The sequence below is a fragment of the Curtobacterium sp. NPDC088465 genome (assembly GCF_044753165.1).
Lineage (GTDB): Bacteria > Actinomycetota > Actinomycetes > Actinomycetales > Microbacteriaceae > Curtobacterium.
The window spans coordinates 258,187-272,332 of record NZ_JBIVMR010000003.1 but is presented as its reverse complement, the minus strand read 5'-3'; the positions used below and the strand labels follow the sequence as shown (position 1 = coordinate 272,332).

Here is a 14,146-nt window from a genome sequence, read left to right as displayed (position 1 = left end):
GTCATCAGCATGCTGACGAACGGAGCGGACATGAAGAAGATCTGGAAGCGCATCGCGGTCGCCGTGAGCGCTGTGGTGGCAGTGGTCGGCGCCTTCGTCGGCTCGGGCGCAGCGGGCGGGACCCCCATCGCCGAAGCGGCCGGCGGTGCACTCTCGGCGTCGTCGACCGCGATCGCACCGGCCGGCCCCGCGTTCTCGATCTGGAGCGTCGTCTACGTCGGGTTGATCGCCTACACGGTGCGGCAGTTCTTCCGCACCGCCGACGACGAGCGCCACGAGCGCCTGTTCGTCCCCGCGGTGCTGTCGCTGCTGCTCAACGCGGCGTGGATCCTGTCCGTGCAGTTCGGGTTCCTGTGGGCGAGCGAGCCGATCATCGTCGCGCTGCTCGGCGTCCTGGTCTGGGCATTCGCGGTGCTGCGGCGGACGCGTCCCTCGGGTGCCGTCGAGGCGATCGTGACCGACGGGACGTTCGGGCTCTACCTCGGGTGGGTCTGCGTCGCGACCGCGGCCAACACCGCAGCGGTGCTGACGGCCGCGGGCTTCCGGGGCTTCGGACTCGGGCAGGACGCCTGGGGCGTGCTCGTCGCCGCGGTCGCCGGGCTCGTCGGGGTGCTCCTGGCGATCTGGGGCGGCGGACGACTCGCACCGACCGCGGCGCTGTCCTGGGGTCTCGCGTGGGTCGCGGTCGGACGGCTCGACGGGCCGCTCGTGTCCGTGCCGACGGCGGTCACGGCCGTCGTGGCGATCGCCGTTGCGGTCGTCGTCACCCTCGTGGTGCGCGCCCGGGTCGGCTGGGCCGCGCGCTCGCGCGGGGCGCGCGCCGCGGCCGCGGCCGCGGCGTAGCCGCGGCAGCCCGCGCGGCGCAGCCGCGAGACTCGGCTGCGCGGACACCTTCGTAGCGTTCCAGCCGCGAAAGTGTCCGCCAGGCCGAGTTTCGCTGCCTCGGCCGCAGCGGCGCGGCGGCGACGCGACGCGCGGCGCGCGTCAGCGCGCGGCGGCCGCCAGGCCGTGCGCGGCCGCGACGGCCTCGTTCACGACCTGGCCAGCGTGCACGTTCACACCCTTCGCGAGGGCCGGGTCGACCTCGGTGGCCCGCTCCCACCCCTGGTCGGCGATCGCGAGGGCGTAGGGCAGCGTCGCGTTCGTCAACGAGATCGTGCTGGTGCGCGGGACGGCACCCGGCATGTTCGCGACGCAGTAGTAGACGGCGTCGTGCACACGGAAGGTCGGGTCGTCGTGCGTGGTCGGCCGCGAGCCCTCGAAGCAGCCGCCCTGGTCGATCGCGATGTCGACGAGCACCGACCCCTGCCGCATGTCCGCGACCATGGCGTCGGTCACGAGCTTGGGCGCCGAGGCACCGGGGATGAGCACCGACCCCACGACGAGGTCCGCCTCGCGCAGCGCATCGGCGATCGCGTGCGACGACGACCGCAGCGTCGTGATCCGACCGTCGAACCGGGCGTCGAGCGCACGCAGCCGCGGCAGGCTGATGTCGAACACCGTGACCTCGGCGCCGAGCCCGAGGGCCATGGTCGCGGCGTGCTCCCCCGCGACCCCGCCGCCGATGACGACGACCCGGCCGCGCGGCGTCCCGGGGACCCCGCCGAGGAGCAGCCCGCGGCCGCCCTTCGTGCGCATGAGCTGGTCGGCGCCGACCTGCACGGAGAGCCGCCCGGCGATCTCCGACATCGGCGAGAGGAGCGGCAGCGACCGGTCCGGCAGCTGCACGGTCTCGTAGGCGATCGCGGTCGCACCAGAGGCGACGAGCGCGTCGGTGAGCGGCCGGTCGGCAGCCAGGTGCAGGTAGGTGAAGAGCACCTGTCCCGGACGGATCGACGGGTACTCGGAGGCGACGGGCTCCTTCACCTTGAGGACGAGCTCCGCCTGCTCCCAGACCTCGGCGGCCGTGCCGACGACGGTGGCTCCCGCAGCCCGGTACTCGTCGTCCGAGAAGGACGATCCGGCTCCGGCACCGGCCTGCACGAGCACGCGGTGACCGTGCAGCGCGAGCTCACCCACACCCGCCGGCGTGGCCGCGACGCGGTACTCGTTGTTCTTGACTTCGGTGGGGACGCCGATCAGCATCACGGACTCCTTCGTGGGCGGTGCAGGACACTTCCACGATGCGCCGGAGTTCGTTTCGGATGGGTTTCCGCCGAACATCTGCACGGTCTCCGCCGATACGGTCGCACGAGATTCGGCTCGGCCCGCGCACGCCCCGGGTGGTCAGTGCGCGCGGAGCGACTCGCTCGGCAGCTCGCCGAAGCGGGCGCGGTAGGTCGCCGAGAACCGGCCGAGGTGCCCGAACCCCCAGGCGCGAGCGATGTCCGCCACGCTGGTGTCGTCGCGGTCACCGCGGAGCAGGTCCCCCCGGGCGCCGTCGAGCCGCACGCTGCGCAGCAGGTCACCCGGCGTCTGGTCGAGGTGCCGCCGGAGCGACTGCTGGAGCCCACGCGGACTGAGCCCGGCCGCCGCAGCGATCTCGGCGGTCCCGATGGCGTCCCGCGCGTGGGCGTGCACGTACTCGAGCGCCAGCCGCAGTCGGGCGTGCTCCGGACCGTTGCCGGTGACCGTCGACTGCCAGCGCTCGCGGTGCGGGAAGGCGTCGACCGCCGCGGTCACGAAGGCGTCGACGATGCTGCGCCGTGCCGCCGGGCTGAGGTCGTTGTCGCTGTGCAACCAGGTCGACGAGTGCGCGCGCACGACCGACTGCCAGGTGCGCACGCCGTCGGCGGTCGGACGGTGCATCGCGTCGAACGTGAAGTCGGCATCGCCCACGAGCGACCTGACGTGCGCCTTGTCGAGCTGCACCAGGTTCAGCCCGATGTCGCGGTGGTGCAGTTCGTACGCATCGGGCAGGACCACGGGCACGCCGGGCTCGAGGTCGATGCTCCGGCCGCCGAAGGTGAGGGTACTGGACCCGGACCGCAACCACGCGACGAGGACCTGGTCGTCCACGACGCTCTCGGTCCGGAGGTCGACGAGGAACCGGGCCGTCCGCAGGGACAGCAGCCCGTCGCTCACCCCCGCGAAGTCCCACTGTGGGCGCTGTCGGGTCCGTCGGACCCGGGGCGCCCGGAAGTCGTAGTCGCCGGTGAAGAACGACAGGGCTTCATCCACGTCGGTGCCGGCGATGCGGCGGAAGGAGCGGCCGTCCGTCGCGGTCGCAGGTGCCGCCGGGACGGCGCCGTCGGACTCCACCCGATCGGGGTTCTCGTGAGAAGGCACCATGGACCAGAACCTACGGGGCACCACCGACAAAGTAGGTTGGCACCTGACCCAAGCGGAGCGGTCAGGGCTGCAGGATCGCCTGCCCGACGCTCTCGTCCAGGATGAGGTCGGTGACCAGCCCGGCCGCGAGCGCACCCTTGAGCGACGCCGCCTTCGAGCGCCCGGCGACCACGCAGACCCGACGCGGCGCCCGCTTGATCGTGTCGAGGTCCGGCGCACCGGCCCGGGCGTTCACGCCGATGTCCTTCCACGAGCCGTCGGCGCGGTAGAACACGGTCGAGACGTCCCCGACGACGCCGGCCTCGGTGAGCTCGTCGCGGTCGGACGGGTCGAGGTACCCGCCCGAGTACACGTGCGACGGCACCGGCGCCTGCGGGGCACCGACGCCGAACACGACGAGGTCCATCCGCTCGTGCAGGTCGAGGACGCGGCGGATCGAGCGCTCGCGGAACAGCGCCTCCTTCGTCGCCGGGTCGTCGAAGAACGCCGGCACCGGGAACTGCTGCACGAACGCGCCGTACGCCTCGCCGAACCGGCGCAGGATCTCCGACGCGTAGACGATGCCCGTGGTGCGGGTGTTCGCGGCGCCGTTGATCTGCACCACGGTGGACCCGTGCGTCGTCTTCGGTACGAGGTAGCGGCTCACCGCGCTGACGGTCGATCCCCACGAGATGCCGATCACCATGTTCGACTCGACGTACTGCGTCAGGATGCGCGCCGCGGACAGCGCCACCCGCTCCAGCCGGTCCACGTCGCTCGTGTGGTCCGGCACCGGCACGACGTGCGCGTGGACGCCGAACCGCGCGCGGATGTTGCGACTGAGCGCGGCGGCCTGGTCGAGGGGCGAGCGGATCTGGATGTCCACCAGCCCGGTGTCCCTGGCGTACTTCAGGAGGCGCGACACGGACGAGCGCGAGGTCCCCAGCTCGTCGGCGATGGCGTCCATCGTCAGGTCCTGCAGGTAGTACAGGTGCGCGGCGCGCAGCGCCTGCTGCGTTCGCATCGGCTGCGCTGCGTCACTCACGGAACCGAGCATGCACGGACGTGCAGGGCCTCTGCAACCCCTGTCGCGCCTCCCGGCCGTCGCCCCCGCACCCGCAGCGGCGTCGCGAGCCGGCCTGCCGACCCGATCGACACGTGTGCTGCACGTTCGTGCACGCAAGTTGCCCGCCTTCCCACACAGGCGCACCATCGGAGGAGTCCCACGGAACCGACCAAGGAAGCGACGCACCATGTCGAAGAAGACGCAGCCCCGGAAGACGGTCAGCGCGCTCACCGAGCGCCCGAACGCACAGGTCCTCATCGTCGGTGGCGGCATCAACGGCATCGCCACCTTCCGCGACCTCGCCCTGCAGGGGGTCGACGTCGTGCTCGTCGAGCGCGGCGACTACGCCGGCGGGGCCTCGGCCGCGTCGAGCCACATGATCCACGGTGGCATCCGGTACCTCGAGAACGGCGAGTTCCGTCTCGTGCGCGAGAGCGTCCAGGAGCGCAACGGCCTGATCCGCATCGCGCCGCACTACGTGAAGCCGCTGCAGACCACGATGCCGATCTTCTCGACGTTCTCCGGCATCATGAACGCTCCGCTGCGCATGCTCACCCACAAGCAGCGCTCGACCAAGGAGCGCGGTGCCGCGCTCATCAAGATCGGCATGACGATCTACGACTCCTTCTCGCGTGACGGCGGCTCGGTGCCGAAGCACCGCTTCCTCACCAAGAAGGCCGCGCTCGCCGACATGCCGGCACTCAACAAGGACCTCAAGTACACGGGTACCTACTACGACGCCTCGGTGCACGAGCCGGAGCGCCTTGCGCTCGACGTGCTCAAGGACGGCCTCGCCGCCGCGCAGGGCACCGGCAGCGCCGCGACCGCTCGCGCCGTCAACTACGTCGAGGCAGCCGGCACCCGTGACGGCGGCGTCGTCCTGCGCGACCGCGAGACCGGTGAGGACTTCGTGTTCACCGCCGACGTCGTCGTGAACGCGTCCGGCCCCTGGACCGACCTGACGAACCAGGCCTTCGGCGGCGAGACGAAGTTCATGGGCGGGACGAAGGGCTCCCACATCGTCGTCAAGAACGACGAGTTGCTCGAGGCGACCAAGGGCCGCGAGCTGTTCTTCGAGAACAACGACGGCCGCATCGTCCTCATCTACCCGCTCAAGGGCCGGGTGCTCATCGGGACGACGGACATCGACGCGGACCCGTCGAAGCCGGTGACCACGACCGAGGAGGAGATCGACTACTTCTTCGGCCTGGTGAAGCACGTCTTCCCGCAGATCGAGGTCACCCGCGACCACATCGTCTACAGCTACTCGGGCATCCGCCCGCTCCCCCGCCACGAGGACACCGCCCCCGGCTTCGTGTCCCGCGACTACCGGATCGTCGACACCCCGATCGCCGGCCTCCCCGACACCACGGTGCTGAGCCTGGTCGGTGGCAAGTGGACCACGTTCCGCGCCCTGGCCGCGCACCTGTCGAGCGACGTCACCACGAAGCTCGGCACCGCCCGGAAGGTCGACACGACCGGCATGGCGATCGGCGGCGGCAAGGACTTCCCGACGACCGACGCGCAGCGGGCGCTGTGGATCAAGTCGCACCGTGACGGCCTCGACGAGTCCGTCGTCGAGGGGCTGCTCGAGCGCTACGGCACCCGTGCGGCCGAGGTCGTGGACGTCCTCACCGACGGCCCGGTCGTGCCCCTCGAGTCCGACCCGTCGCTCACGCGGGCCGAGGTCGCGTACTTCGCGCAGCACGAGCAGGCGGTCCACCTGGTCGACGTGGTGCTCCGGCGCACGAACCTCGCCTTCGTCGGCGGCGTCACCATCGACCTGCTCGACGAGCTGGCGGACGTGCTCGCCGACACCCTGGGCTGGGACACCGAGGAGCGCGCGGACGAGGTCCAGCGCACGCTCGACGTCCTGCGCGAGTCGCACGGCGTGATCGTGCCGCTGCACACGACGGCGCAGCCCGCGTAGTCCACGCGAGCGCAGACGGACGGGAGGCGCGGTGCCGGCTGGCACCGCGCCTCCCGTCCGTCGCGTGGTCACGCACTCGCGCACCGCTCGGATCACCAGACGCCGCCGTCCTGACGAGACGCCGCCGTCCCGACGAGACGCCGCCTTCCCGACGAAACGCCGCCTTCCCGACGAAACGCCGCCGTCCCGACGAGACGCCGCCGGATCGGGCGGCGTCTCGCTCGACTGCGGGCGTCTCGAGTCGACGCCGGCGTCTCGGGCGCGGCTCGGCCGTCAGAACGCGTCGCCGGTGGGGTCCTGCGCCGTCCGGTCGATGAGGTCCTCGCCACCGACTGGCTCGCCCTCCCAGTCGACCAGGCGCCAGCCGTCCTCGAAGGACCCCTCGACCTCGACGATCCCGGTGTTCTCGAGGTGCCGCTTCGTGCCGAACTCGTCCGGGGTGTTCTGCGCGACCGCGCTGGCCCAGGTGCGGATCGCCGCGCCGTGGCTGAACGCAGCCGCGACCTCGACCCCGGTCGCGAGGATCTGCCGCACGGCGTCGTCGTAGCGCGCGAAGAAGTCATCGCCGCTCTCGGCACCGGGCATCCGGCCCGCGCGGTCCCCCGCCGACCAGCCGTGCACGGTCGAGATGTAGAGCTGCACCGAGGTCCGGTCGTGCTTGCCCTGCAGGTCGCCCGCCTCGATCTCACGGAGCCCCGGCAGCACGACGGGTTCGAGCCCGAGCGCCGCAGCGAGGGGCGCGGCGGTGTGCTGCGTCCGGACCATGGACGAGACGAAGAGCCGCTCGATCCCGCGGTCGGCCAGGGCCGCGGGCAGCGCGTCCGCCTGCTGCTGCCCGAGCTCGGTGAGCCCGGGCCCGGGCACCTCGGCGTCGAGGACACCGTTCACGTTCGCGGGGGTCTGGCCGTGCCGGATGAGCAGGAGTCGCATGACCCCACCCTACGGACGGCCGGTGACCTACCCCTGGCGGGCCTTCCAGCGTGGGTCGCGCTTGTTGATGACGTACACGCGACCGCGGCGACGCACGATCTGCGAGCCGGGGATCTTCTTGAGCGCCTTGAGCGAGTTGCGGACCTTCACGGGGGTCTCCTTCCTGCACCGGCTCCTTGTTGAGAACGGTTGTCATGTAGGGTACTCGACATGCGCCCCGCAGCAACCACCCTCGTCACCGCCCTGCACGATGCCGACGCCGTCCGTGTCGCCGGCAGGATCAGCAGCGGCCACCGCATGCACGTCGCCGGCAACGCCCTCGCCGCGGCCCGGGGCATCGCCGCGCGGCGCGACCAGCTCGACCGCGTGTGCGGACCCGACGCCGACCACGACCTCGTCGTGACGCTGGCGCCCGAGGTCGACGTCCGCGCGGTCGGCATGATGCTCGCGAACGCCGCGCGCTCGGAGACCGGGGACGACCGGATCCTGCGCCACGTGGTCGCCGTGCTCCGCGCGGACGACGTGGCCCACCTGCTCTGGTCCGACGTGGACGACGCCTTCGTCGCGGCCGAGCGGGTGGTCTCCGTCGTCGAGTACGTCACGGTGATCGCGCTCGACCGGGTCGAGCCGCTGTCCGGGCGACGACGTCGCGCCCTCGTGTCCCTCCTCCACCGCATGGCACCGCACGCGGTGATCGTCGCCGCGCCCGCCGTGCGCAGCGCCCTCGACCTGCCGGCGTCCAACGGCGGCGCGGCACGGCTGCTGGCCTCGGGGGCCGGGTGGATGCGCGCCCTGTCGTCCGACTCCGGCCGGACCGACACCGGGCGCGGTCCGCGGGACGACCTGGTGACCGTGCGGTACCGGGAGCCCCTGCCGTTCCACCCGGGGCGGCTCGCCGACGTCATCGCCGACGACCTCGCGGCGGGGGCGAACGGCCGGGTGCTGCGCTCGAAGGGCTTCTTCCGACTGGCGTCCCGGCCGGACCACGTCGGCTCGTGGTCGAGCTTCGGCGCGATGCTGGCGCTCGACCCGACCGCGAACCCGTCGTGGGACGAGGACGCACCGGTCGGTCAGGCGATCTGGTTCGTCGGCGAGCGCCTCGACGTGCACGCCGTCGAACGCGCGCTGGACGGTGCGCTCCTCACCCCGGCGGAACTGCTCGCCGGGCCCGACGTGTGGCGTCGGTGGCCGGACCCGTTCCCGGTGTGGCCGGCGCTCGACCCGTCGCACGAGCACCGGCACGACTGAGCACCGCGGACGGCCGACCGGCGCGGGCGCCGGCGGCGGCACCGACGGCGGAGCACTGCTCGCCAGGGACGTGGGAACGCCCGGAGACGCGGGTGACGCGCGAACCGCGACGTTGCACGCGTCGATCGACACGTGCAACGTCGCGAACCTGGCACCTGGCACCGCGCGTCGGGCGCCGCGCGCCGCCCCGAGCCCCGGTCACCCGGCGCCGGTCAGCCGCACCCCCTCAGCGCTCGGCGGCTGCTTCCGCCTGGTCCTGCGCCGCGAACGGCAGGTCCCCCAGGTCGAGGTTCGGGTTCGTGTCCTGCGTGAGGACGAGCTCGCGAGCCTCGTCCTCGGACTCCACCGCGGGCATCGACCCCGGCAACGGGCGCTGCGACGACTCGCGCATGCAGAACACACCGACCGCTCCGACGATGCTCATCGCGACGAGGAAGTACGCGGGCGCCAGCTGGTCCCCCGTGGCCGTCAGGAGCGCCTGCACGATGAGCGGCGTCGTCCCGCCGAACACGGCGATGGCGATGTTGTAGGCGAAGCCCATGCCGCCGTACCGCGTCGACGTCGGGAAGAGCGCCGGCAGCGACGCCGCCTGGTTCGACACCCACAGCGCGGTCATCAACGCCAGCAGCCCGAGCCCGGCGAGGGTCGACCACTGCGCGCCGTGCCCGATGAGCAGGAAGGCGGGGACGGCGAGCACGACGGTCGTCCCGGCGCCGATCCACATCACGGTGCGGCGACCGATCCGGTCGGACAGCCGTCCGGCGACCGGCAGCATCACGGCGAGCAGCACGAGCACGGGGATGGTGAGCAGCGTGCCGTCGATCGCGGAGTAGCCGAGCGAGTCGGTGAGGTACGTCGGCATGTACGAGGTCAGCGCGTAGCCGACCGTGTTCGATGCGCCGACGAGCATGATCGCGATGACGATGGGGCGCCAGTGGTCGCGCACCATGACGAGCACGTTCGCCGGTCGGCCGCCTGCTGCGGCCTCGCGGTCCGACGCGGCGGCCTCCTGCGCGGCCTGCGTCGCCTGGAACACCGGCGACTCCTCGATGCGCAGGCGGAACCAGATCGCGACGACGCCGATCACGCCGGCGAGCAGGAACGGCAGGCGCCAGCCCCAGGCGGTCATCGTCTCCTCGCCCAGGGTCACCTGCAGCACCGTCACCACGGTCGCACCGAGCGCGAAGCCCATGTAGCTGCCGAAGTCGAGGATGCTCGCGAAGAAGCCGCGCCGACGGTCCGGGGCGTACTCGGTCACGAACGTGGTGGCCCCGGCGTACTCACCACCGGTCGAGAACCCCTGCGCGAGCTTCAGCACGACGAGCACCACCGGAGCGACCGCACCGATGGTCGACCACGCCGGCAGGACCCCGATGAGGAAGGTCGACGACGCCATCAGGATCAGCGTCGTGGCGAGCACCTTCTGTCGTCCGAGCCGGTCCCCCAGCCGCCCGAACACGATCCCGCCGAGGGGCCGCGCGACGTAGGTCGCCGCGAACACCCCGAGACTGAACAGGATCTGCACCGACGGTTCGGCCGTGGGCAGGAACACCCGGCCCATCGTGACCGCCAGGTAGCCGTAGACCCCGACGTCGTACCACTCCATCGTGTTGCCGACGACCATGCCGCTGACGGCCCGGCGCATCATGCTCCGGTCGACCACCGTGACGTCGCTGACGCGCAGACGTCGGGGTGGTCGGGTGCTGGTACTGCTGGGGTCGGAACCCATTCGCGATCTCCTCGTGGTGGGGCGGGCCGGTCGGTACCGGCCCGGGACAGCCAGCAACGCTAGGGAGCACGGGGCCGGGCACTGCCACGGGATTCACAGGGAACGGCGTGTCACCCGGACGGGGGTCCCGCCCGATCCGCATGCCCGTGCCGATGGGGCGCGAGGTCACGAGCCGGTAACGTCTGCCCCATGGCGATCCGACCGGACACGAAGAACTGGACCTGGGTGATCGGCGCGGCGTGCCCCGAGTGCGGCTTCGACGGCGCAGCCCTCGCCTTCCGCGACGTCCCTGCCGTGATCACGGAGAACACGGCGGCCTGGCCGGAGCAGCTCGCCCGTCCGGACGTCCGGCAGCGCCCGGACGACCACACGTGGTCGCCGCTCGAGTACGGCGCACACGTCCGCGACGTCCACCGGAAGATGACCGAACGCCTCCGCCTCGTGCTGTCCGAGGACGGCCCGGCCTTCGCGAACTGGGACCAGGACGCCACCGCCGTCGAGGAGCGGTACGGCGAGCAGGACCCGGCGGTCGTCTCCCGCGACCTGACCGAGGCGGCTCGCGACGCCGCGGCCGCGTTCGCCGCGGTACCGGACGACGCCCTCGGGCGGACGGGCCGGCGGTCGGACGGCAGCGTCTTCACGGTCGCGACCCTCGCGACCTACTACGCGCACGACCCGGTGCACCACCTGTGGGACGTCCGCAGGACCGCCCGCACGACCGACTGACGGTCGGGACACGGGACGGACGGGAGGCGCGGCACCGGCCCGCACCGCGCCTCCCGTCCGTCGACGGTGCCGTCCCGACGGCGGGCGGCACGCGCACGGGCGACGCGGCCGAGAGCGACGCTGTGCGCGGCCGGGTCAGGCGAGCGCGTCGAGCAGGGCGCGCGCGGTCGCGGCGTCGGTCACCAGCTCGTTGACCATGCCGGCGCGGACCGCGCCGACGATGCTCGGCACCTTCGCCGCCCCCACGGCCACACCGACCGCGTGCGGGACGCCGGCCAGGACGTCGCGCGAGGTCCGGACCATGCGCTCGCTGCCGGGGAACTCGATCGGCGAGCCGTCCGCGGCGAAGAAGTTGAGGCAGACGTCACCGGCGGCCTGGTCGAACACGGCGTCCTCGACCGGGATCCCCCGTGCCAGCGCGTCGCGGGTCGGGGTCGGTGCGCCGACGCCGAGGATCGCACCCTTGGCCCGCCCCCACAGCCCGACCACGTGCTGGAAGGCGGGGTCCTCGTCGAGGGTGGCGCGCATCGCGGCGGACGGCAGGGCCTGCGCGAAGAGGAACGCCGGGATCGCACCGGAGTGCTCGGCAGCGGTCCGCGTGATCTCGTTCGTCTGGAACCAGGGCATCGGGTCCGCCTGGCCGCCCACCGTCGGGACGATCTGGACCCCGGCCAGCGGCGGCATCCCGGCGTGTGCGACGTCGTACACGGTGCGACCGGAGGACATCAGCACGGCGTCGCCGGGCGTGAGCCCCATGCCCTCGACCGCGGTCGCGATGGGGGCGGCCAGGTCGGCACCGAGCGTCGCCTGGTGCGTCACGGCGGCCAGGTGCACGGCTCGGAGTCCGAGCACGACCTGCAGGCGCTCGGCCAGTGCGACGGTCTCGTCCTGGAAGGGGTCCACGACGTCGATCCGGACGAGTCCGGCGCGGCGGGCCTCGGCGACGAGACGGCTGACCGTGGGACGGGAGACCCCCAGGCGCGACGCGATCTCGACCTGGGTGGCGTCCTCGAGGTAGTACATCCGCGCCGCCTGGTACACGGTGTCGAGCGGGAAGCGGGCCCGGGCCCCCTCGGCGCCGGTGGTGCTCTCGGAGGACATGCTGCGGACCCTTCGGATCGGTCGGACACTCGGATCGTAGTCCGACCGGGGGTCACCGGATCGTGAACCCGCCGTCCACGCGCAGGTCGGCGCCGTTCACCATCGCGGCACCGTCGCTCGCCAGGAACAGCACCGCGGCGGCGATCTCGGCGGGGGTGGCGAAGCGACCGGTCGGGATCTCGTCCTGGTGGCGGAGCCCCGCCTCGTTCGCCCAGGCCGCCCGGCCGAGGTCGGTGAGCACGACGGTCGGCGAGACGGTGTTGACCGTGACCCCGCGTCCGCCCCACTCGAGTGCGAGCACCCGGGTCAGCCCGAGGACGCCGGCCTTCGACGCGCAGTACGCCGCGTGCCGGTCGAGGCCGACGTGTGCCGCCTGCGACGCGATGTTCACGATCCGACCGCTGCCCGCCGCGAGCATGTGCCGCCCGACCGCCTGCGCCAGCCGGAAGGTCCCGGTCAGGTTGACGTCGAGCGTGCGCGCCCACGCGCCGCCGTCCAGGTCCTCCGCTGCGTCGAGCGCGACGATGCCGGCGCAGTTCACCAGCACCTCGATCGACCCGGCGGCGTCGACGACCTGCTGGACCGCCGCCGAGACGGAGGCGTCGTCCGTGACGTCGCAGGCGAGCCCGAGGTGCGCACCGGTGGGGACGTCGGGCAGCCCGGCGGCTGCAGCGGCCGAGGCGTCCGTCCGGACGTCGACGATCGCGACCCGGGCCCCGCGCGACGCGAAGGCGTGGGCGATCGCGTTGCCGATGCCGGACGCCCCACCCGTGACGACCGCCGTGCGGCCCGTCAGGTCGTTCGTCAGCTCGACGGCGTCGGGGCCCGGTCGGAGTGCGGCGGCGAGGTCGGTCTCGGTGGCGGTGGTCATGGTCGCTCCCTTGCGATGCGCGGTCGTGGTGTCGGAACGATAGCAGAAATTGTGTTCTGGACATCTGTTCCCGAGCGTGTACAGTCGTCGCCGAACCATCGGAACGGGCACACCGCCCGGCTGACCAACGGAGGACCAGCTCATGTCGACGACGACGACCGAGACCCCGGCGCAGGGCGACGCGCACCGCGAGAACCCGACCACGATGCGTGCCGTGGTGGTCCACGGTCCGGGCGACTACCGACTCGAGGAGCGTCCGGTCCCGCAGCCCGGACCGGGTGAGCTCCTGCTCCGCACCGACGCCGTCGGCATCTGCGCGAGCGACCTGAAGTGCTACCACGGCGCGGCGAAGTTCTGGGGCGACGAGAACCGCCCGGCATGGGCGGAAGCCGACCGGATCCCCGGCCACGAGTTCGTCGGGACGATCGTCGCCGGCGCCGACGACGCACTCGCGAAGCGCGGTGTGGCACTCGGCGACCGCATCGCCTGCGAGCAGATCGTGCCGTGCTGGGAGTGCCGCTACTGCCTCGAGGGCGCCTACTGGATGTGCAACGTCCACGACATGTTCGGCTTCAAGGGCTTCGACGGCGCGATGGCCGAGTACGTGCTCGTGCCGAGCGGCGCCCTGACGCACCCGGTCGACCGCGCGCTGCCGGGCCAGGTCGCCGCCTTCGCGGAGCCCCTCTCCTGCGCCTTCCACGCCGTCGAGCGCGGCGACATCCGGTTCGGCGACACGGTCGTCATCGCCGGCGCCGGTCCGATCGGTCTCTCCGCGATCGCCGGCGCCCGCCAGAAGAACCCGCTGCGGATCATCGCGCTCGACGTCGTCGACGAGAAGCTCGCGCTCGCCCGCAAGGTCGGCGCCGACCTGACGATCAACATCGCACACGAGGACGCCGTCGCCCGGGTGAAGGAGCTCACCGACGGCTACGGTGCCGACGTCTACATCGAGGCCACCGGCCACCCGTCCGCGGTACCGCAGGGCCTGAACCTGCTCCGCAAGCTCGGCACGTTCGTCGAGTACTCGGTCTTCAAGGACGCCGTATCCGTCGACTGGTCGATCATCTCCGACGACAAGGAGCTCGACGTCCGCGGGGCACACCTCGGTCCGCACACCTGGCCGGCGGCGATCAAGCTGCTCGAGTCCGGCATGCTGCCGATGGACGAGATCTGCACGCACCAGTTCCCGCTCGAGGACTTCCAGCAGGCACTGGACCTGGTCGGCGACTCCGCCGGTGCGTCCGTCAAGGTGTCCATCATCCCGTCGCTGTCCGCACCGACCACGTCCGCGCCGACCACGTCCGTCGCGCGGGCCTGACACCCGAGGAGCCCCCG

General features: G+C 72.4%; 13 protein-coding genes. 5 read left to right on the top strand and 8 right to left on the bottom strand.

The window, feature by feature from the left end; all coding sequences use genetic code 11:
• The first annotated feature begins 9 nt into the window (after nucleotides 1-9).
• Nucleotides 10-843: a tryptophan-rich sensory protein gene (locus tag ACIP6W_RS13005; RefSeq protein WP_400429957.1), complete on the top strand. Its 834-nt coding sequence runs from the start codon at nucleotides 10-12 to the stop codon at nucleotides 841-843.
• A 141-nt stretch (nucleotides 844-984) separates the two neighbouring features.
• Here ACIP6W_RS13005 and ald read toward each other — a convergent pair whose 3' ends face one another.
• From ald to ACIP6W_RS12990, 3 genes are all read right to left on the bottom strand, one after another.
• Nucleotides 985-2,085: an alanine dehydrogenase gene (ald, locus tag ACIP6W_RS13000; protein ID WP_066655475.1), complete on the bottom strand. Its 1,101-nt coding sequence runs from the start codon at nucleotides 2,083-2,085 to the stop codon at nucleotides 985-987.
• Between the two features lie 141 nt (nucleotides 2,086-2,226).
• The gene (locus ACIP6W_RS12995) at nucleotides 2,227-3,231 is read right to left on the bottom strand and encodes an AraC family transcriptional regulator (RefSeq protein ID WP_081984986.1); all 1,005 of its coding nucleotides are present in this window, start codon (nucleotides 3,229-3,231) and stop codon (nucleotides 2,227-2,229) included.
• A gap of 61 nt (nucleotides 3,232-3,292) precedes the next feature.
• A complete protein-coding gene (locus tag ACIP6W_RS12990) occupies nucleotides 3,293-4,234 on the bottom strand; it encodes a sugar-binding transcriptional regulator (RefSeq protein ID WP_251154656.1) in 942 nt (313 codons plus the stop codon).
• Nucleotides 4,235-4,463: 229 nt separating this feature from the next.
• Between ACIP6W_RS12990 and ACIP6W_RS12985 the strand changes: the two genes are divergently transcribed.
• Complete coding sequence (locus tag ACIP6W_RS12985; protein ID WP_251154551.1) at nucleotides 4,464-6,206, top strand: glycerol-3-phosphate dehydrogenase/oxidase; 1,743 nt, start codon at nucleotides 4,464-4,466, stop codon at nucleotides 6,204-6,206.
• Nucleotides 6,207-6,479: 273 nt separating this feature from the next.
• Here ACIP6W_RS12985 and ACIP6W_RS12980 read toward each other — a convergent pair whose 3' ends face one another.
• Both ACIP6W_RS12980 and ykgO read right to left on the bottom strand, forming a co-directional pair.
• Complete coding sequence (locus ACIP6W_RS12980; protein ID WP_066655482.1) at nucleotides 6,480-7,136, bottom strand: histidine phosphatase family protein; 657 nt, start codon at nucleotides 7,134-7,136, stop codon at nucleotides 6,480-6,482.
• Between the two features lie 27 nt (nucleotides 7,137-7,163).
• The gene (gene ykgO, locus ACIP6W_RS12975) at nucleotides 7,164-7,286 is read right to left on the bottom strand and encodes a type B 50S ribosomal protein L36 (RefSeq protein ID WP_058743312.1); all 123 of its coding nucleotides are present in this window, start codon (nucleotides 7,284-7,286) and stop codon (nucleotides 7,164-7,166) included.
• Nucleotides 7,287-7,346: 60 nt separating this feature from the next.
• On the opposite strand from ykgO, the gene ACIP6W_RS12970 reads away from it, so the two are divergent.
• A complete protein-coding gene (locus ACIP6W_RS12970) occupies nucleotides 7,347-8,384 on the top strand; it encodes a GTP-binding protein (RefSeq protein WP_400429954.1) in 1,038 nt (345 codons plus the stop codon).
• Nucleotides 8,385-8,610: 226 nt separating this feature from the next.
• Here ACIP6W_RS12970 and ACIP6W_RS12965 read toward each other — a convergent pair whose 3' ends face one another.
• Nucleotides 8,611-10,113 (bottom strand): MFS transporter, encoded by a 1,503-nt coding sequence (locus ACIP6W_RS12965; protein WP_400429952.1) that lies wholly within the window; start codon nucleotides 10,111-10,113, stop codon nucleotides 8,611-8,613.
• Nucleotides 10,114-10,302: 189 nt separating this feature from the next.
• Here ACIP6W_RS12965 and ACIP6W_RS12960 point away from each other — a divergent pair, with 189 nt between their 5' ends.
• Nucleotides 10,303-10,839 carry a DinB family protein gene (locus ACIP6W_RS12960; RefSeq protein WP_066655496.1) on the top strand — a complete coding sequence of 179 codons (537 nt, stop codon included), beginning with the start codon at nucleotides 10,303-10,305 and terminating at the stop codon, nucleotides 10,837-10,839.
• Between the two features lie 135 nt (nucleotides 10,840-10,974).
• Here ACIP6W_RS12960 and ACIP6W_RS12955 read toward each other — a convergent pair whose 3' ends face one another.
• The gene (locus ACIP6W_RS12955; protein WP_066655499.1) at nucleotides 10,975-11,940 is read right to left on the bottom strand and encodes a sugar-binding transcriptional regulator; all 966 of its coding nucleotides are present in this window, start codon (nucleotides 11,938-11,940) and stop codon (nucleotides 10,975-10,977) included.
• A gap of 52 nt (nucleotides 11,941-11,992) precedes the next feature.
• Nucleotides 11,993-12,811, bottom strand: a complete 819-nt coding sequence (locus ACIP6W_RS12950; protein WP_271826878.1) for a GolD/DthD family dehydrogenase — start codon at nucleotides 12,809-12,811, stop codon at nucleotides 11,993-11,995.
• Nucleotides 12,812-12,953: 142 nt separating this feature from the next.
• On the opposite strand from ACIP6W_RS12950, the gene ACIP6W_RS12945 reads away from it, so the two are divergent.
• Complete coding sequence (locus tag ACIP6W_RS12945) at nucleotides 12,954-14,129, top strand: zinc-binding dehydrogenase (protein WP_400429949.1); 1,176 nt, start codon at nucleotides 12,954-12,956, stop codon at nucleotides 14,127-14,129.
• The last annotated feature ends 17 nt before the right edge of the window (nucleotides 14,130-14,146 follow it).